Here is an 18410-nt window from a genome sequence, read left to right on the forward strand (position 1 = left end):
ATCTGGAGGATTTCGCGCCGATCCTGGTCCCGGTGACCTCGCGCCCCGGCTGGCTTCGCCTTCACCCGGCGGTCCGCGCCACCTTCGCGGCGCATCTCCAGTTACTGCCGCCCGAGCGCGTGGCGGCGTTGCACGGGCGTGCCGCTGCCTGGTTCGCCGAGCGCGGCCATCTCGAAAAGGCGGTGAGCCACGCCTCGCGCGGCGGCGATTTCGCGCTTGCGGCCGAGGCGATCCGGCAGGCCGGGGGCGTCAGCATTTTCATCCGCGCGGGCCACAGCGTGCTCGCCCGCGTCATCGAGAACATCCCGACCGACGTCATCTACCGCTCGCCGAGCCTCATGATCTCCTATGCGCTGGTGCTCGGGAAGCAGGGCCGCGTGCAGATGGCGCGCGAACTGATCGTGGACCTGCGCCGCGCGGACGAGCCGTCGCCGTTTCCAGCCATTCCCGTGACCGCGCTCGACCATATCGAGGGCCTCATCGCCGTCTACAATGACCGCAATCCCGGCGACGAGGAGATCGAGTGGCTGGAGCGGACCGCGCGGATGATGGGGCCGGGCGAGACCTGGAGCCGTGGCTGGATCTACAATCATCTCTGTATCGCCTACACGGTGAAGGGCGATCTCGAGGCGGCGCGGACCAACGCCCTCAAATCACTGACCTGCTATCGCGAGGAGAAGGCGTCCTACGGCCAGATCTTCATGCTCATCCATATGGGCCTGCTCTCGATCCTGTCCGGGCGGCTGAGCACCGCGATCCTGTTCGGGCGCGAGGCGGAGGAGCTGTGCCAGCGCCATCAATGGACCGACCGCAATCTGCTCGCCATCGCGCATATCCCGCTCGCCGAGGCGCTCTATCATCAGGGCGAGCTCGCCGCCGCCGAGCGGCTGATGCAGGAGGGCATGCCCTATCTCGCGCGCGGCGAAGGGTGGGTCGATCTGTTCGTGCGTGGTTATGGCACGCTCGCACGCTGCCGGATCGCCCATGGCGGCATCGAGGCGGCTTTGGCGGTGATGGACCGGGCCGAGGAGGTCGCGGTCGAGCGCGAGCTGCCGCGCCTCCGCCTCGCCGTCGACATCATCCGTATCGAACTGCTCGCGCGGGCCGGGCTCATCGAGTCGGCGCAGCACATCGTCGACCGGTTGCCGCCGATCGACGAGGAGAGCGCCTGGCCGTCATGGCGCGAATGGAGCGATGCGGTGATCGGCGTTGCCCGGGTCTGCATCCGCACGGAGCGGCCGGAACGGGCGATCGAACTGCTCGAGCGTCTGGCGCTCCGCGCCCACGCGCGCGGCCATGGCTTTCATCTCCTGCTCGCGACCGTCGTCGTCATCGAGGCTCACTGGGCCGCGGGCCGGCTCGAAGAGGCCCGCGCGGCGCTGCAGCAGGCGCTCGCCCTCGCCCGGCCGCAGGATTGGCTGCAGGTCTTCCTCGACGAGGGCCAGCCGCTCGCCCAGGCCGTGCGCGGCATCGTCCGGCGCTTCGGCCTTTCGGCCTTCAGCCCCAAGACGTCGGAATTCGTCAGCCGCATCGTCGGCGCGCTGCAGCATGGCGGGCCGAGCAAGCCGACCACAGGGCGCGGCGAGATCCTGAGCGGGCGCGAGAACGAGGTGCTGGAACTGCTGGCCCGCGATGCCACCAACAAGGAGATCGCGCGCGACCTCGGGCTCAGCGAGGCGACGGTCAAGTTCCACCTGAAGAACCTCTACGCCAAGCTCGGCGTCAGCCGCCGCAGCCTGGCGATCTCGGTCGCGCGGCAGACGGGACTTCTGGACGCGAGCTGAGCGATCGGTTCGGTTGGGTGCCGCTCGTCTACCGTCCCCAGACGACGGCGTTCTCATGCCGCTTGATGATGTGCTTCAGCTCTTCGAAGGCCGTCGTGACATGGCCGGCGAAGCGCTCGGCCGCCGGTGAGCGCGGTCCGCCGACCCGCCGCAGGATGCCGAGCGAGCGGTTGGGCTGCGGAATCTCGTAGGGCAGGACCGTGACCCGGTTCTCCTTGCGCTGTGCGAAAACGACGGAGAAGGGCAGCACGGCGAGCGCATCCGTCTCGGCAAGGAAGTTGATCACGCTCATCAGCGAGCCGCCCGAATAGCGCACGTTCAGCTCGGACATGCCGATGCTCATCAGGATCATCTGCAGATCCGACATCAGCGGCGAGCCGGGCAGCGGCGCGACCCAGGGAAAGCGCGTCAGGTCGTGAGCCCTGAGGCGGCGATTGCGCAGTAGCGGGTGGCTCGGCCGGCAGGCGACGATGTTGCGGCCGGGCAGGATCTCGGTGAACTCGAAGCTCGGCCCGAGATCGACCACGCCGATCGGCACGATGCCGAGGTCGATCTGATTGGCTTCGAGCGCAGCCACCATTTCGGGCAGGTTGAGATAGCTCTGCTGGACGGTGACCTCGGGTTCCAGGTTCTGGAATTCGCCGATCATGCGGCTGATCATGGCGTCCATGAAGAAGGGCACGCCGCCGACGCGCACCACGCCCTTGGTGCCCTTCATGAAGCCCTGCACGGCGTCGGATGCCTTGCGCGACGCCGTGATGATGGTGCGCCCTTGCGCGGCGAGCTGGGCGCCGAGCGGGGTCGCCTGGAGCGGGCGGCGACCCTTGAGAAACAGCGGCTCTCCGACACGCGCCTCGAGCATGGCAAGCGAACGGCTGACCGCCGGCTGGGTCAGGCCCAGCATGGCGGCTCCTTCCGAGACGCCGCCGGCATCGAGCACCGCGGCGAGCTGCATCAGGTGACGCTCATTCAGCTTCATAGCAAAATGCTATATAGGTGATCCCACAACTCATCAAGGCGGGGCGATTGCCGTGCTATCCCGTTCAGCAAGGGGAAGGGAGGCCCCGGATGAATGGACGGCCAGCACGACGGTCCGCGGAGGGAGGAAATCCCCGCAGCGATCTCGGCGCAGACGGAGGAGTTCGCGCGCCGTCTCGCCACAGCCGACCCATCCCGCCTCGCCGAGGCGGCGCTTGCGACCGTTGGCAGCCTGCATGCCCTGATCGCGGCGCTGCGCCCGACCGGCGAAGAGTTCCGCATCGCGATCGATTTCATCACCGAGGTCGGCCACTACGCGGATTCCCGGCGCCAGGAATGGGTGCTTCTCGCCGATGTCCTCGGCGTGTCGTCCCTCATCGAGGATCAGAACAGCGCGCGGCCCCGCGGCGCGACGCCCAACACCGTGGCCGGTCCCTTCTACCGGGCCGATGTCCCCGAGACGGCGCTCGGCGCCAGCATCTCGCGTGACGGAAAGGGTGAGCCGCTGGCCGTGACGGGCCGGGTCGCGGGTCTCGACGGTCAGCCGCTCGCCGGCGCAATCGTCGAGGTCTGGCAGGCCAATGCGGAGGGGCTCTATGAGAACCAGGAGCCCGATCTCCAGCCGGAGTTCAATCTGCGCGGCCGCTTCCGCACCGATCCGCAGGGCCGCTTCCACTTCCTGTCGGTGAAGCCGAAGGGCTACATGCTGCCCGCGGACGGGCCCGTCGGTCGGCTGATGGCGATGCTCGGCATCAGCCTCGAGCGTCCCGCCCATATCCATTTTCGCATCACCGCCAACGGCTTCGAGACGCTGACCACGCACGTCTTCGACCGGTCCGATCCTGCCATCGGCCGGGATGCGATCTTCGGGGTCAAACCCGAACTCATGGCCGAGTTCCGCGCGCTTCCTCTCAATGGAGGAAGGCGGAGGCACGCGCTCGACCTCAATCTCGTGCTCTGCCCTGAGCGGCAGGGCGAATCTGCACATGCTGGGAGGAAATGACCGATGGCTCGTGTCAGTGGCTACCACCACCTGACGATGTCGACAGACGGCGCGCAGGAGGATTTCGACTTCTATACCAAGGCGCTCGGCCTTCACTCGGTGAAGCGCACGGTGTTGTTCGACGGCGTGATCCCCGTCTACCACCTCTATTACGGCTCGCCGAACGGCGACGCGTCGACGATCATCACGACGTTCCCGTTCCGCAAGCCCGGCGTTTATGGCCGTCGCGGCACGAACCAGTCGCGCACCATCATGCAGGCGATCCCCAAGGGCGCCGCCGGCTTCTGGGTCGACCGCCTGAACGAGCGCGGCATCGAGGCGACCAAGATCACCCGCTTCGGCGCCGATCGCGCCGCCTTCGCGCATCCCTGCGGCATCCTGCATGAACTCGTCGAGAGCGACAGCGACCCGCGCGAGCCGATCACCAATGCCGCGCAGGGCATCGGCAAGGAACACGGCATCAAGGGCATCTATGGCGGTGTCGTCGCCGTGACCGATCGCACGGCCATGGACGACTTCTTGACCATCGCCCTGCCGCTGGAGAAGGAGGCCGACACGCATGAGGGCCTCGTCTATCGCGTTCCCGATGCGAACGGCGTCAATCAGCGTGTCGAGGTCATCGTCGACCGCGACAGCGCGCAGGGCACCTGGACGCTCGCCGGCGGCACCATCCATCACCTCGCTCTCAATACGGGCGACGAAGAGAACCAGATGAAGCTGCGCGCCCATATCGAGGGCCTCGGCTTCACGGACATCTCGGAGCAGAAGGACCGCAACTACTTCAAGTCCTGCTATGTCCGCTCGCCCGGCGGCGCGCTGTTCGAACTCGCCTGGACCACGCCGGAGGGCTGGGCCAAGGACGAGCCCCCGGGCGCGATCGGCAAGACGCTGGTGTTCCCGCCGTGGTTCAAGGATCGCGAGGACGAGCTGCGCGCCGGTCTCGAGGAGGCGACGTTCGCATGAACGCAGGCGGCGGCCCACTTCGGCTCGGGGCCCGCGGTTCGGCGGCGAAGGCGGTCTGCGTCTTCGTCCATGGCCGCGGCCAGTCCCCCGAGGAGATGCAGTCCCATGTCCTGGCGCGGCTTGCCGCGCCAGGCGTGGCCTTCGTCCTGCCGCGCGCCCCGACGGGTGCGTGGTACGAAGCGCGTGCCGTCGACCCGCTGACCTCGGTCGCCCGGGCTCAGCTTTCCGCTGCCCTCGATCATCTCGCCGCCGCCATCGTGGCGGCGAGGGCGGAACTGCCGGGATTGCCGCTGCTGCTGGCGGGCTTCTCGCAGGGCGCCTGCCTTTCAATGGAATATGTCTGCGCCGGATTGCCGCCGCCCGAGGCGCTCGTCGCGCTGACCGGCTGCCGCGTCGGCGTTCCGGCCGACGGGCGGGCTGAGGCTGCTCCGGCTGGCCTGCCGATCTACCTGACCGGTGCCGATGCGGATCCCTGGATTCCGCTCGGCGCGTTCACGGAAGCGCTCGGCTCGCTCGGCAAGATGGGCGCGCATGTCCGCGCCGACGTCTTTCCCGGCCGCGCTCACGAAGTTTCCGACGCCGAGATCGCAATGCTCGAGGCGATCCTCTCCGATCTTTCCGCGGGCAGGCGTCCGCGCATGGAGGCGCCACGATGATGGACAGCTTCGTCTTCCCGGGCCTCACCACCCGGGTCGTCTTCGGGTCCGGCACCATGGCGCAGGCCGCCGAGGAAGTGAGCCGGCTCGGCCACGCGAAGGCGTTGGTGCTCTCCACGCCGCATCAGAAGGGCGAAGCCGAGACGCTCGCGGCGAGCCTCGGTGATCTCGCGGCCGGCGTGTTCTCCGGCGCGACGATGCACACGCCGGTCGAGGTGACGGAGCAGGCCGTGGCGGCCTTCCGGGAAAGCGGCGCGAGCGCGGTCGTGAGCCTCGGCGGCGGTTCGACCACCGGGCTCGGCAAGGCGATCGCGGTGCGCACCGGCGCCGATCAGGTCGTGATTCCGACCACCTATGCCGGTTCGGAGATGACCGACATTCTGGGCGAGACGGCAGCGGGCGAGAAGGCCACGCGGCGCTCGCCGGACATCCGGCCCGAGACGGTGATCTATGACGTCGATCTGACGCTCAGCCTGCCGGTCTCGCTCACCGTGACCTCGGCGATGAACGCGATCGCCCATGCGATGGAGGCGTTCTACGCCCCGGACCGCAATCCGGTGATCGAGCTGATGTGCAGGGATGCGATGGTCGCGTTCCGCGACGGCATCCCGACGCTGATCGCCGATCCGAAAGACGAGAAGGCGCGCGCGCAGGCGCTCTATGCGGCGTGGTGCTGCTCGACGGCACTCGGCTATGTCCAGATGGCGCTGCACCACAAGCTGGCGCATGTCTTCGGCGGCTCGTTCGAAACGCCCCATGCCGAGACCCACGCCATCCTGCTGCCCTACACCACGGCCTTCAACGAAGTCGCCGTACCTGAGCTGCTCGCGCCCCTCGCCGACGTTTTTGGCGGCGGCTCGGCCGGTGGCGGCCTTTGGGATTTCGCCAAGAGCGTAGGCTCGCCGCTTAGCCTCAAGGACATTGGTATCGCCGAAGGCGACCTCGACCGAGCGACGGCGATCGCGGTGAAAAACGCCTATTCGAACCCGCGGCCGATAGACCCGGGATCGATCAGGGAACTCCTCCAGACGGCGTGGGAGGGACGCCGTCCGGGGGGCTGAGGGAACAAGAGGGAGGAGAAGCACATGATTACGAGACGCAATTTCCTGAAGGCATCCGCTGCCACGGGTGCCGCGCTTGCCGTGCCTGGGCTCGCCGCCCCGGCCATCGCGCAGGGCGCGAAGATCAAGCTCGGCTATGTGTCGCCGCAGACGGGGCCGCTCGCCGGCTTCGCCGAGAGCGACGCGTTCAACATCCAGGCCTTCCTGGCCTCCGACGCCGGCAAGAACTTCGAAGTCATCGTCAAGGACAGCCAGTCCAACCCGAACCGGGCTGCGGAGGTGGCGAAGGAGCTCATCGTCGACAGCGAGATCGACCTGATGCTGGTCGGCTCGACGCCTGAGAACACCAACCCGGTCGCGACGACCTGCGAGGCCGAGGGCGTTCCGGTCATCTCGACCATGGCTCCGTGGCAGCCCTGGTTCATCGGCCAGCAGGGCAATCCGGGCGATCCGGCATCCTGGAAGCCGTTCAACTTCGCCTATCACTATTTCTGGGGTCTCGAAGACATCATCGCGACCTACACGTCGATGTGGAAGCAGCTTTCCACCAACGGCAAGGTCGGCGGGCTGTTCCCGAACGATGCCGACGGCAATGCCTGGGGTGACGCGAAGAATGGCCTGAAGCCCGGCCTCGAAGCCGCGGGCTTCACGCTGACGGACCCCGGCCGCTACCAGAATCTCTCGGACGATTTCACGGCGCAGATCAACGCCTTCAAATCGGGTGGCGTCGAGATCGTGACCGGCGTGGTGATTCCGCCCGACTTCACGACCTTCTGGAACCAGGCCCGCCAGCAGGGCTTCAAGCCCAAGGCCGTCACGGTTGCCAAGGCGCTGCTGTTCCCGCAATCCGTCGAGACGCTGGGCGCCGCCGGCAACAACCTCTCGTCCGAGGTGTGGTGGTCGGCCTCGCACCCGTTCAAGTCCTCGCTGACGGGGCAGAGCTCGGCCGAACTCGCGGCAGCCTTCACCGCCAAGACCGGCCGCCCCTGGACGCAGCCGATCGGCTTCGTCCATTCGCTGTTCGAGATGGCGGCCAATGTGATGGGCCGTGTGAAGGATGTCGGCGACGCCGAGGCTGTGGCCGCCGCGATTGCGGCGACCGATCTTCCCACCATCGTCGGCAAGGTCGCCTGGAACGGTGCGGGCGTTCCGCCCTTCGCGGCCAAGAACGTCACCAAGACGCCGCTCGTCGGCGGCCAGTGGCGGATGAAGGACGGCGGCGGCTTCGATCTCGTGATCGTCGACAACTCGAACGCTCCCGAGATTCCGGCAGCCGGCAAGATGGAAGCGCTCGGCTGATGATCGGCGGCGGCGGCCGGCCAGCGAGGCCGTCCGCCGCGCGCGGTCGCAAGAGGGATACGATGATCCTGAAGCTTGAAAACGTCTCCAAGTCGTTCGGCGCGTTGAAGGTCGCGGATTCCGTGACCTTTGCCGTGCCGCGCGGCGAGGCGCTCGGGATCATTGGCCCGAACGGCGCCGGCAAGTCGACGCTGTTCAACCTCATCACCGGCAATCTGCTCGCCAATGCCGGGCGGATCGAATTCCTGGGCCGGGACGTGACGCGGGCTCCGGCGATGGAGCGGGTGCGCATGGGCGTTGGCCGCTCGTTCCAGATTCCGCAGCCCTTCGAGGGGCTGACCGTCTTCGAGAACCTCCTGACCGCCGCCGCCTTCGGGCGTGGCGGGCGCGAGGCCGAGATGGTCGAGGATTGCGCCCGCATCCTCGACGAGACGGAGCTTCTGAAGAAGGCCAATGTCGTGGCGGGAACGCTCAGCCTGCTCGACCGCAAGCGGCTGGAGCTCGCGCGTGCCCTGGCGACCGATCCCCAGCTCCTGCTGCTGGACGAGATCGCGGGTGGCCTGACCGAGGGCGAATGCAAGGCGCTCGTCGCGACGATCCGCTCGATCCACGCCAAGGGCACGACGATCATCTGGATCGAGCATGTGCTGCACGCCCTGAACTCGGTAGTCGAGCGGCTGCTGGTTCTCGATTTCGGACGCGTGATCGGCCTCGGCGCGCCGGACGCGATCATGGCCTCGAAAGAGGTGCGCGAGATCTATCTGGGGCTCGAAGTGTGATGTTGCTCGAGACCCGCGCCCTCACCGCCAATTACGGCCAGTTCCGCGCCCTGTTCGGTGTCGACGTCACCGTCGATGCCGGCGAGTGCGTCGCCATCATCGGCGCGAATGGCGCCGGCAAATCGACGTTGATGCGCTCGATCACCGGGGTGCTGCGCAACGAGCCCGGCATGGTGCTGCATCGGGGCGAGTCGATCGGCGCGCTCTCGTCCGCCGAGGTCATGAAGCGCGGCATCGCGATGGTTCCCGAAGGCCGCCGTCTGTTTCCCTCGCTCACGGTCGAGGAAAATCTCCTGATCGGCGGGCAGATGCGCAAGGCGCCGGGTCCCTGGAACCTCGCCGCGATCTACGACCTCTTTCCGATCCTGCGCGAGCGGCGCCGGAACCCGGGCACGGCGCTGTCCGGCGGACAGCAGCAGATGGTGGCCATCGGCCGCGCGCTGATGTCGAACCCGGAACTGCTGCTCTGCGACGAGATCAGCCTCGGTCTCGCGCCCGTCGTCATCCGCGACATCTATGCCGCGCTGCCGAAGATCCGCGAAGGCGGGGCGGCGATCGTCGTCGTCGAACAGGATATCGGCAAGGCGCTCGCCGTCGCCGACCGCGTCTATTGCATGATGGAGGGGCATGTGACGCTCGCCGCCAAGGCCGGCGACGTGACGCGCGAGGCGATCCACGCCGCCTATTTCGGGGAGGCGGCATGATCCTCGTCGACACACTCGTTCAGGGAATTTTGCTCGGCGGACTCTATGCGCTGTTCGCCGCGGGGCTCTCGCTCGTCTTCGGCATCATGCGGCTGGTCAATCTCGCCCATGGCGATCTGATCGTGTTCGCCGCCTATCTGGTGCTGCTCGGCGTCTCCCTGCTCGGCCTTTCGCCTTTCGTCGCGGCCCTGCTCGCGGCGCCGATCATGTTCGTCCTCGGCTGGCTGCTGCAGAGCGCGGTGCTCAACCGCGTCCTCGGCAAGGACATCCTGCCGCCGCTCCTCGTCACCTTCGGTCTCTCGATCGCCATCCAGAACGGCCTGCTCGAGGCCTTCTCGGCCGATAGCCGCCGCATCCCCGCCGGAGCGCTCGAGGGCGCGTCGATCAATCTGGGGATCGTCACGGTCGGCGTGATGCCGCTCCTCACCTTCGCCTCGGCCATCGCCGTGATCGTGGCGCTGAACGCGATCTTCTATCAGACAGCGCTCGGCCGCGCCTTCCGCGCGACATCGGACGACACCGTCACCGCCGGCCTCATGGGCATCGAGCCCAAGCGGATCTTCGCGATCGCGACCGGGCTCGCCATGGTCGTGGTCACCGTCGCGGCGCTCTATCTCGGCATGCGCGCCAATTTCGATCCCTCGGTCGGTCCGGCGCGCCTGCTCTATGCGTTCGAGGCGGTGATCATCGGCGGGCTCGGCAGTCTGTGGGGCACGCTCGCCGGCGGCATCATCATCGGTGTCGCGCAGACCTTCGGCGCCGCGATCAATCCCGAATGGCAGATCCTCGCCGGCCATATCGCCTTCCTGCTGGTGCTCCTGGTCAAGCCGCGGGGTCTGTTCCCGCGTGCGGTGGATTGAGGGCGGCAAAGAACCATGACCCAGCTCGCCTCCTATCGCCTCACCACCCGCACCCGGACCGGCACGGCCGCTGGCCTTGCCGCGCTCGTGCTGATCGCCGTCGGCATCGTGTTGCCGGCTTTCGTCTCGCGCAGCGTGATCCAGGATCTCTTCTACATCCTGACCATGCTGACGCTGGCGCAGCTCTGGAACCTGCTCGCCGGCTATGGCGGCCTCGTCTCGGTCGGCCAGCAGGCCTTCGTCGGCATCGGCGCCTATGCGATGTTCGCGGGCGTCATCCTGGCCGGCTGGAATCCGGTCTTCGCAATCCTACTCGGCGGTGTCGCTGCGCTCATCTTGGCCATTCCGACGGCCTTCTTCGTCTTCCGCCTGCAGGGCGCCTATTTCGCCATCGGCACCTGGGTGATCGCAGAAGTCACCCGCCTGCTTGTCGCGCAGTGGAAGACGCTCGGCGGCGGCACGGGCACGTCGCTGCCGCGTGAGGCGACCGGCAGCATCCTGGGCGTCGACGCGATCCGTGCGCTTTTCTCCGTGCGCGAGGCGGCTGCGCGCGACATCCTCGCCTATTGGCTGGCGCTGGTCCTCGTCGTTGCCGTGACGGGCGGCATCTACTGGCTGCTGCGCAACCGGCTCGGCCTGGCGCTCGCGGCCGTGCGCGACAATACCGAGGCGGCGAAATCCGTCGGCGTCGATGCCGGCCGGCTCAAATGGGCGGTCTTCCTGCTCGCATCCGTCGCGACGGGCCTGACCGGCGCGCTCATCTTCCTGCAGACCGCCCGCATCTCGCCCGATGCTGCCTTCGCGCTGACCGACTGGACCGCTTATGTCGTCTTCATCGTCGTCATCGGCGGCATCGGCACGATCGAGGGCCCGATCCTGGGCGTGATCGTCTTCTTCATCCTTCGCTCGGCGCTCGCCGACTACGGCAGCTGGTACCTGCTGAGCCTCGGCATCATCGCCATCGTCGTCATGCTTTTCGCACCACGGGGCCTGTGGGGGCTGATCTCCTCCCGCAGCGGCCTGCACCTGTTCCCGGTCCGCCGCAGGCTGGCCGGTCCGAAGATCGAGGGAGGACACTGATGGCCGATATCGAAACCGACGTGCTGATCGTGGGAACGGGCCCTGCCGGCTCGGCCACGGCGGCGCTGCTTTCGAGCTATGGCGTCGCGAACATGGTCATTAACCGCTATCGCTGGCTGGCCGACACCCCGCGCGCCCACATCACCAACCAGCGCGCCATGGAAGTGCTGCGCGACCTCGGCCCCGACGTCGAGGGCGAGGCGGTGATGCATGCTTCGCCCCAGGAGATCATGGGCGAGAACGTCTTCTGCGAGAGCCTCGCCGGCGAAGAAATCGGCCGCATGAAGAGCTGGGGCACGCACCCGCTCTCCAAGGCCGAACATCTGCTCTCCTCGCCCTGCTTCATGAACGATCTGCCGCAGACCTTCATGGAGCCGATCCTGTTCAAGACGGCCTGCTCACGCGGCACGCAGGCCCGGATGAGCACGGAATATCTCTCCCACATCCAGGACGACGAGGGCGTCACGACGACCTGCCGCGACCGCCTGTCGGGCAAGGAATTCACGGTCCGCTCCAAGTTCCTGGTCGGCGCCGATGGCGGCAATTCGCTCGTCGCCGAGCATCTTGGCCTGCCCTTCGAGGGCAAGATGGGCGTCGGCGGCTCGATGAACATCCTGTTCCGGGCCGATCTCTCCAAATACGTCGCCCATCGCCCGAGCGTTCTCTACTGGGTCATGCAGCCGGGCGCGGATGTCGGCGGCATCGGCATGGGCCTCGTGCGCATGGTCCGGCCGTGGAACGAATGGCTGATCGTCTGGGGCTACGACATCAACCAGCCGCCGCCCGAGGTGACGCCGGCGCTGGCGACCGAAGTCGCGCGCCAGCTGGTCGGTGATCCGAACCTCGAAATCGAGCTGCTGCGCGCCAACACCTGGACGGTGAACAACTGCTTCGCCACGCATATGCAGAAAGGGCGCGCCTTCATCATGGGCGACGCCGCCCATCGCCATCCCCCGTCCAACGGCCTCGGCTCCAACACTTCGATCCAGGATTCGTTCAACCTCGCCTGGAAGCTCGCCAAGGTCGTGAAGGGCCAGGCCGGCCTCGGCCTGCTCGACAGCTATTCCGCCGAGCGTGCGCCGGTCGCCCGCCAGATCGTGACGCGCGCCAATCAGTCGATCGCCGAGTTCGGTCCGATCTTCGAGGCGCTCGGCATGGATGGCGGCGTCGACCACGAGAAGATCCAGAAGAACATGGAGGCGCGTGCCGACGCGACGCCGGCCGCCGAGGCGCAGCGTGAGGCGCTCCGCAAGGCGATCGCGTTCAAGAAGTACGAGTTCGATGCGCATGGCGTCGAGATGAACCAGCGCTATCGCTCGGAGGCGATCGCGACGGATGGGCAGGCGGAGCCGGCCTTTGAGAAGGATCGCGAGCTGCACTACGCGCCGACCACCTGGCCGGGCGCGCGGCTACCGCATGTGTGGGTGTTCGATCGTGCGGGTGCCAAGGTCTCGACGCTCGACCTGTGCGGTCGCGGGGAGTTCACGCTGCTGACCGGCATCGGCGGCGAGGCCTGGGTCAAGGCTGCGGAGACCGTCAGCGCCGAACTTGGCCTGCCGATCCGCACCCATGTCATCGGTCCGCGCCGCGCCATCGAGGACCACACCGGCGACTGGGCGCGGGCGAGCGAGATTCGCGACGCCGGCTGCCTGATCGTGCGTCCCGATCATCACGTGGCCTGGCGCTCGGAAACGCTCGCCGCCGATCCGGCGGCCGAACTGCGCCGCGTGCTCACATCCATTCTCGCGCGCTGAGGAGACGGCGATGAACGCGGATCACGAATATGGCTACTTCACCGAGGCGGACTCGGCGGATGTGGTCGTGGCGCGCAACAAGAACGCGAAGGATGAGCGCCTCAAGCAGATCATGGAGGTGATCACCCGCAAGCTGCACGAGGCGGTCAAGGAGATCGAGCCGACCCAGGATGAGTGGTTCCGCGCGATCATGTTCCTGACCGAGACGGGGCAGATCTGCAACGAGTGGCGGCAGGAATACATCCTGCTGTCCGATATCCTCGGCGTCTCGATGCTGGTCGACGCGATCAACAATCGCAAGCCCTCGGGCGCTTCGGAGTCGACCGTGCTGGGGCCGTTCCACGTCGCCGGCGCACCCGAACTGCCGATGGGCGCCGACATCTGCCTCGACCAGAAGGGCGAGCCGATGTTCGTCCATGGCCATATCCTCGACACGAAGGGCAACCCGGTCGAGGGCGCCAAGATCGACGTCTGGCAGGCCAATGACGAGGGCTTCTACGACGTGCAGCAGAAGGGCATCCAGCCCGACTTCAACCTGCGCGGCGTCTTCCGCACCGGCCCGGACGGCCGCTACTGGTTCCGCGGCGTGAAACCGAAATACTACCCGATCCCCGACGACGGCCCGGTCGGCAAGCTGCTCGGCGCGCTCGGACGCCATCCCAACCGCCCGGCGCACCTGCACTACATCATCTCGGCGGACGGCTATGAGCCGCTCACCACGCACATCTTCGATCCGGATGATCCCTACATCAATTCGGACGCCGTCTTCGGCGTGAAGAAGAGCCTGCTCGCCGAGTTCGTGAAGATCGACGACGCGACGGCGGCGACCACGGTCGGTCTCAAGGCGCCCTACTACGACGTGGAGTTCGACTTCGTCCTGTCGCGGGCGAAGACGGCCTGAAGGCCTGCGCCCGGAGGGGGGCGCAGCAGTGAATTGCGGTAACGGGAGGAACAGATGGCCGCACTCGAGACAATGTTCGATGTCGCCGGCAAGTCGGTGATCGTCACCGGCGGTGCCAGCGGCATCGGGCGGGCCTATGCCGAGATCCTGGCCGAGCATGGCGCCAGGGTCTGCATCTTCGACATCGACCCGGCCGGGCTGGACCGGGTCGTCGGCGAGATGACGGCCAAGGGATGGGATGTCTGGGGCCAGGTCGTGGATGTGGGCGACCGGCCCGCCATGGCCGCCGCCTTCGACGCCGTGGCCGCGAAGCATGGCCGCATCGACACGGTCTTCGCCAATGCCGGCATCGATCCCGGTCCCGGCTTCAACACGCCGACCGGCGAGCGCAACCCGGACGGAGCGATCGAGAACATTCCCGACGAGCAATGGGATCGGGGGATCGAGATCAACCTGACTTCGGTCTACACGACGGTGAAGAACGCCGTCCGCCATATGAAGCCGAACGGCGGCGGCGAGATCATCGTCACCTCGTCGATCGCCTCGATGATCAATGAGAGCATCGTCGGCACGTCCTATATGCCGGCCAAGGCGGCGGTGAACCATTTCGTCCGCCACATGGCGATGGAGCTCGGTGCCTACGGCATCCGCGTCAACGCCATCCTGCCCGGCCCTTTCATCACCAACATCGCCGGCGGACGGCTGCGCAACAAGGAAGACCGCGCCGCCTTCGAGAGCCAGTCGCTGATCGGGCGCATCGGCGACGTCGAGGACATCAAGGGAGTGGCGCTGCTGCTCGCCTCGCCAGCCGGTTCCTATTTCACGGGCTCGCTGATCGTGATCGACGGCGGGTCGCTGACGCGCATGACCTGATCGGATCCATGCCTGCAGCCCGCGATGCGGGCTGTCCCCACGCAGGAAGAAGCCATCCAGAAGGAGGAGTCTCAGATGACCTACTACAACAGGATCGTGAAGTCCGGCCTGAAGCCGAGCCGTCGCTCGGTGCTGAAGGGACTGGCCGCCAGCGCGGCGGCTGGCGCGCTCGCCATGCCGACCTATGTCCGCGCGCAGACCGCGGGCAAGATCAAGCTCGGCTATATCAGCCCGACCACCGGCCCGCTCGCCTCGTTCGGCGAGACGGACGGCTATACGCTGCAGAAGATCCGGGCCGTGCTCGGCGGCAAGTTGACCGCCAACAACGGCAATACCTACGAGATCGAAATCCTCGATCGCGACAGCCAGTCGAACCCGAACAAGTCGGCCGAAATCGCGGGCAATCTCATCCTCAACGACGAGATCCAGCTGCTGCTCCCGGCCTCGACGACCGATACGATCCTGCCGGCGGCCGAGCAGGCCGAGCTCTACGAGACGCCGTGCCTTTCGTCCGGCGCGCCTTGGCAGGCGGTGATCATGCCGCGCGGCGGCGACAAGCAGAGCTTCAACTGGACCTATCATTTCTTCTGGGGTCTTGACGAGGCGCTCAACACCTTCGTGGGTCTGTGGAACGGGCTGGAGACCAACAAGAAGGTCGGCATGCTGTTCCCGCAGAACATCGACGGCGAGACCTGGGGCAACGACAGCTACGGCCTGCCGGTCCCGACCAAGAAGGCCGGTTACGAAGTCTTCGTTCCCGGATATTTCCAGCCGCGCACCAATGATTTCTCGGCCCAGATCGCCGAGTTCAAGAAGAACAACTGCGAGATCATCGGCGGCATCACCTATCCGGACGATCTCAAGACGTTCGTCACCCAGTGCAACCAGCAGGGCTTCAAGCCGAAGGCGGTGACGGTGGCGGCGGCTCTGCTCTTCCCGAGCAGTGTCGAGGCAATGGGTCCGCTCGGCAACGGAATGTCGTCCGAAGTCTGGTGGACGCCGGCCTTCCCGTTCAAGTCGTCGCTCACCGGCGAGACCAGCCGGCAGCTCGCCGAGCAGTGGGAAGCCGATACCAAGAAGCAGTGGACGCAGCCGCTCGGCTATTCGCATGCCCTGCTCGAGGTCGCGATCGACGTGCTCAAGCGTGCCTCCGATCCGACCAACCGCGAATCCGTCCGTGACGCGCTGGCTGCGACGGATCTGGAGTCCCTGGTCGGGCACATCAAGTTCGACGGTGCCGTGCACAAGAACGTCTGCAAGACGCCGATCTTCGGCGGTCAGTGGGTGAAGGGCGAGAAGTGGCCCTATGACCTCAAGATCGTCGACAACTCCGTGAACCAGCTGTTCCAGCCCCAGCAGAAAATCCAGCCGATCCAGTGGCCGTGATGTGAGGTGCAGGACGCGGGAGGAGTTTTGATGGACAGGGAAATCCTGCTGAAAGCGCGTGACGTGTCGAAGTCCTTCGGCGCCGTCCGCGTCCTGCATGAAGTGAGCTTCGAGGTCCATCGGGGTGAGGTGCTCGGCATCCTCGGCCCGAATGGAGCCGGCAAGACGACGCTGTTCAATATGATCAGCGGCGATCTGAAGACGTCGGGTGGCGAGATCCATCTCGGCGGCACTGCCTTGCGCAGCGAGCCGCCGTTCCGGCGCTGCAAGATGGGGATCGGGCGGACCTATCAGATCCCGCGTCCCTATTCCGGCATGACCACCTTCGAGAACCTGCTGGTCGCCGCCGCATTCGGCGGCGGCCGGTCGGAGCGGGACAGCTATGCCTTCTGCGCCCAGGTGCTGCGCGATTGCGAGCTCGCCGACAAGGCGAACAAGCAGGCCGGTGCGCTGACGCTGCTCGACCGCAAGCGGCTGGAGCTGGCGCGCGCGCTCGCCTCCGATCCGAAGCTGCTGCTGCTCGACGAGATCGCCGGCGGCCTCACCGACGAGGAATCGAAGGATCTCGTCGCGCTGGTCCGGCGCATCCGCGATCGCGGCGTCACGATCGTCTGGATCGAGCATGTGCTGCACGCGCTGCTCGCGGTGGCCGACCGGCTGATGGTGCTGAATTTCGGCGAGAAGATCGCCGAAGGCGTGCCGTCTGAGGTGATCGCCATGCCCGAGGTCCAGCGCGTCTATATGGGGATCGAGGCATGAGCGCGGTTCTTTCGACCCATGGGCTCGTCGCCCGCTATGGGGATTTTCAGGCGCTCTACGGCGTCGACACCGAGCTGCATGCGGGCGAGGCCGTGGCGCTGATCGGCGCCAATGGCGCCGGCAAGTCCACCTTCCTGCGCGCGATCATGGGGCTCCTGCCCGTGGCGCGCGAGATGGTGCGTCTCGACGGCGAGCCGGTCGGCGGTACGCCGACGGACCGCATGGTGCGCAAGGGAATCGCGATCGTCCCGGAAGGGCGGCGCCTCTTCAGCGGCATGTCGGTCGAGGACAATCTGCGTGTCGCGATCGACCAGGCCGCGCGCATGGGCGCCAAGGGCGGCTGGACGCTGCAGCGCCTGCATCAGTTGTTTCCAATCCTCGCCGAGAAGGCGCGCACGCCGGTGCAGAGCCTCTCCGGCGGCCAGCAGCAGATGGTCGCGATCGGTCGCGCGCTGCTCTGTCAGCCGCGCGTCCTGCTCTGCGACGAAATCAGCCTCGGCCTCGCGCCGAAGGTGATCCGCGAGATCTATGCCGCGCTGCCGGAAATCCGCGCCGCCGGCACCGCCATGATCGTCGTCGAACAGGATGTCGGCCTCGCGAAGTCTGCCTCCGACCGCCTCTACTGCATGCTGGAGGGTCGCGTGACGCTCACCGGCAACTCTGCCGAGGTCACGCGCGAACAGATCGGCGAAGCCTATTTCGGAGCTGGCCATGCAGTGGTTTGACGCATTGGTGCAGGGCGTCCTGCTGGGCGGGATGTATGCGCAGTACGCTCTCGGCATGGCGCTGATGTTCGGCGTCATGCGGATCGTGAACATCAGCCATGGCGACCTCGTCATCCTGCTGTCGCTGATCGGCATCTCGATGGCGATGGCCTGGGGTCTCGGGCCGTTCACCGTGCTGATCATCCTGGTGCCGCTCGGCGTGTTCATGGGCTGGCTGCTGCAGAAGGCGATCCTCAACAAGGTCGTCGGCAGCGATCCGCTCCCCTCGCTGATCGCGACCTTCGGCCTCTCGATCGCGCTGCAGAATCTCATGCTGCAGATCTGGTCGGCCAACAGCCGCTCGCTTCCCGGCGAAGGCATCGAAAGCCGCTCGATCGATATCGGCGGCATCTATATCGGCCTGCTGCCGGTGATCGTGCTGGTCGTGGCGACCGGGCTGACCTGGGGTCTCGACCTGACGCTGAAGCGCACGCGTTTCGGCCGGGCGCTGCGCGCCGCGGCCGCCGATGTCGAGGCGGCGGCGATGACGGGCATCAATCCGCGCGCCGTCTATGCGCTGGCGACCGCGATCGCCGTCGGCATTCTCGGCTTCGCCGCTGTGTTCCAGGCGCTGCGCTCGACCGTAGCGCCGGCCGATGGTGCGGCCCAGCTGATCTATGCCTTCGAGGCCGTGATCATCGGCGGCATGGGCTCCGTCTGGGGCGCCTTCATCGGCTCGATGGTTCTCGGCATCTCGCAGGGCATCGGCTTCCGCATCGACCCCGGCTTCGGCGTCCTCGCCGGCCATATCGTCTTCCTGATCGTGCTGGCGACCCGCCCGCAGGGCCTGTTCGGAAAGGCATGAG

The 18410-nt window shown here is 66.9% G+C and carries 18 protein-coding genes; 17 read left to right on the forward strand and 1 reads right to left on the reverse strand.

Going from position 1 to position 18410, the window contains the following annotated elements:
* The first annotated feature begins 32 nt into the window (after positions 1 to 32).
* The gene (locus GGR25_RS11995; protein ID WP_183399020.1) at positions 33 to 1784 is read left to right on the forward strand and encodes a LuxR C-terminal-related transcriptional regulator; all 1752 of its coding nucleotides are present in this window, start codon (positions 33 to 35) and stop codon (positions 1782 to 1784) included.
* Between the two features lie 28 nt (positions 1785 to 1812).
* Here GGR25_RS11995 and GGR25_RS12000 read toward each other — a convergent pair whose 3' ends face one another.
* On the reverse strand, positions 1813 to 2763 hold the full coding sequence (locus tag GGR25_RS12000; RefSeq protein ID WP_183399021.1) for a LysR family transcriptional regulator: 951 nt from the start codon (positions 2761 to 2763) through the stop codon (positions 1813 to 1815).
* A gap of 93 nt (positions 2764 to 2856) precedes the next feature.
* Here GGR25_RS12000 and GGR25_RS12005 point away from each other — a divergent pair, with 93 nt between their 5' ends.
* The 16 genes from GGR25_RS12005 to GGR25_RS12080 all read left to right on the forward strand — a co-directional run bounded on the left by GGR25_RS12005 (position 2857) and on the right by GGR25_RS12080 (position 18409).
* Positions 2857 to 3765 (forward strand): dioxygenase family protein, encoded by a 909-nt coding sequence (locus tag GGR25_RS12005; RefSeq protein ID WP_183399022.1) that lies wholly within the window; start codon positions 2857 to 2859, stop codon positions 3763 to 3765.
* 3 nt (positions 3766 to 3768) lie between these two features.
* The gene (locus GGR25_RS12010; RefSeq protein WP_183399023.1) at positions 3769 to 4728 is read left to right on the forward strand and encodes a VOC family protein; all 960 of its coding nucleotides are present in this window, start codon (positions 3769 to 3771) and stop codon (positions 4726 to 4728) included.
* Positions 4725 to 5384 carry an alpha/beta hydrolase gene (locus tag GGR25_RS12015; RefSeq protein ID WP_183399024.1) on the forward strand — a complete coding sequence of 220 codons (660 nt, stop codon included), beginning with the start codon at positions 4725 to 4727 and terminating at the stop codon, positions 5382 to 5384. Before GGR25_RS12010 ends, GGR25_RS12015 begins: the two co-directional genes overlap by 4 nt.
* A complete protein-coding gene (locus GGR25_RS12020) occupies positions 5381 to 6445 on the forward strand; it encodes a maleylacetate reductase (protein ID WP_183399025.1) in 1065 nt (354 codons plus the stop codon). The genes GGR25_RS12015 and GGR25_RS12020 overlap by 4 nt, the downstream gene beginning before the upstream one ends.
* A 24-nt stretch (positions 6446 to 6469) precedes the next feature.
* Positions 6470 to 7744 (forward strand): ABC transporter substrate-binding protein, encoded by a 1275-nt coding sequence (locus tag GGR25_RS12025; RefSeq protein ID WP_183399026.1) that lies wholly within the window; start codon positions 6470 to 6472, stop codon positions 7742 to 7744.
* Positions 7745 to 7806: 62 nt separating this feature from the next.
* Positions 7807 to 8523, forward strand: coding sequence for an ABC transporter ATP-binding protein (locus GGR25_RS12030; protein WP_183399027.1), 717 nt, complete (start codon positions 7807 to 7809; stop codon positions 8521 to 8523).
* A complete protein-coding gene (locus GGR25_RS12035; RefSeq protein ID WP_183399028.1) occupies positions 8520 to 9227 on the forward strand; it encodes an ATP-binding cassette domain-containing protein in 708 nt (235 codons plus the stop codon). The genes GGR25_RS12030 and GGR25_RS12035 overlap by 4 nt, the downstream gene beginning before the upstream one ends.
* Entirely contained in the window at positions 9224 to 10087 is an 864-nt protein-coding gene (locus GGR25_RS12040) for a branched-chain amino acid ABC transporter permease (protein WP_183399029.1), read from the forward strand. Before GGR25_RS12035 ends, GGR25_RS12040 begins: the two co-directional genes overlap by 4 nt.
* 15 nt (positions 10088 to 10102) lie before the next feature.
* Complete coding sequence (locus tag GGR25_RS12045; protein ID WP_183399030.1) at positions 10103 to 11167, forward strand: branched-chain amino acid ABC transporter permease; 1065 nt, start codon at positions 10103 to 10105, stop codon at positions 11165 to 11167.
* A complete protein-coding gene (locus GGR25_RS12050) occupies positions 11167 to 12921 on the forward strand; it encodes an FAD-dependent oxidoreductase (protein WP_183399031.1) in 1755 nt (584 codons plus the stop codon). Before GGR25_RS12045 ends, GGR25_RS12050 begins: the two co-directional genes overlap by 1 nt.
* 10 nt (positions 12922 to 12931) lie before the next feature.
* Positions 12932 to 13822 carry an intradiol ring-cleavage dioxygenase gene (locus tag GGR25_RS12055; protein ID WP_183399032.1) on the forward strand — a complete coding sequence of 297 codons (891 nt, stop codon included), beginning with the start codon at positions 12932 to 12934 and terminating at the stop codon, positions 13820 to 13822.
* 54 nt (positions 13823 to 13876) lie between these two features.
* Positions 13877 to 14695, forward strand: coding sequence for an SDR family NAD(P)-dependent oxidoreductase (locus tag GGR25_RS12060; RefSeq protein ID WP_183399033.1), 819 nt, complete (start codon positions 13877 to 13879; stop codon positions 14693 to 14695).
* A gap of 75 nt (positions 14696 to 14770) precedes the next feature.
* Positions 14771 to 16081 (forward strand): ABC transporter substrate-binding protein, encoded by a 1311-nt coding sequence (locus tag GGR25_RS12065; protein ID WP_183399034.1) that lies wholly within the window; start codon positions 14771 to 14773, stop codon positions 16079 to 16081.
* 30 nt (positions 16082 to 16111) lie between these two features.
* Positions 16112 to 16840 carry an ABC transporter ATP-binding protein gene (locus tag GGR25_RS12070; protein ID WP_183399035.1) on the forward strand — a complete coding sequence of 243 codons (729 nt, stop codon included), beginning with the start codon at positions 16112 to 16114 and terminating at the stop codon, positions 16838 to 16840.
* Positions 16837 to 17565, forward strand: a complete 729-nt coding sequence (locus tag GGR25_RS12075; protein ID WP_183399036.1) for an ABC transporter ATP-binding protein — start codon at positions 16837 to 16839, stop codon at positions 17563 to 17565. Before GGR25_RS12070 ends, GGR25_RS12075 begins: the two co-directional genes overlap by 4 nt.
* Positions 17552 to 18409: a branched-chain amino acid ABC transporter permease gene (locus GGR25_RS12080; RefSeq protein ID WP_183399037.1), complete on the forward strand. Its 858-nt coding sequence runs from the start codon at positions 17552 to 17554 to the stop codon at positions 18407 to 18409. The genes GGR25_RS12075 and GGR25_RS12080 overlap by 14 nt, the downstream gene beginning before the upstream one ends.
* Position 18410: the final 1 nt, after the last annotated feature.

It is taken from the genome of Kaistia hirudinis (assembly GCF_014196455.1).
GTDB classification, from domain to species: domain Bacteria; phylum Pseudomonadota; class Alphaproteobacteria; order Rhizobiales; family Kaistiaceae; genus Kaistia; species Kaistia hirudinis.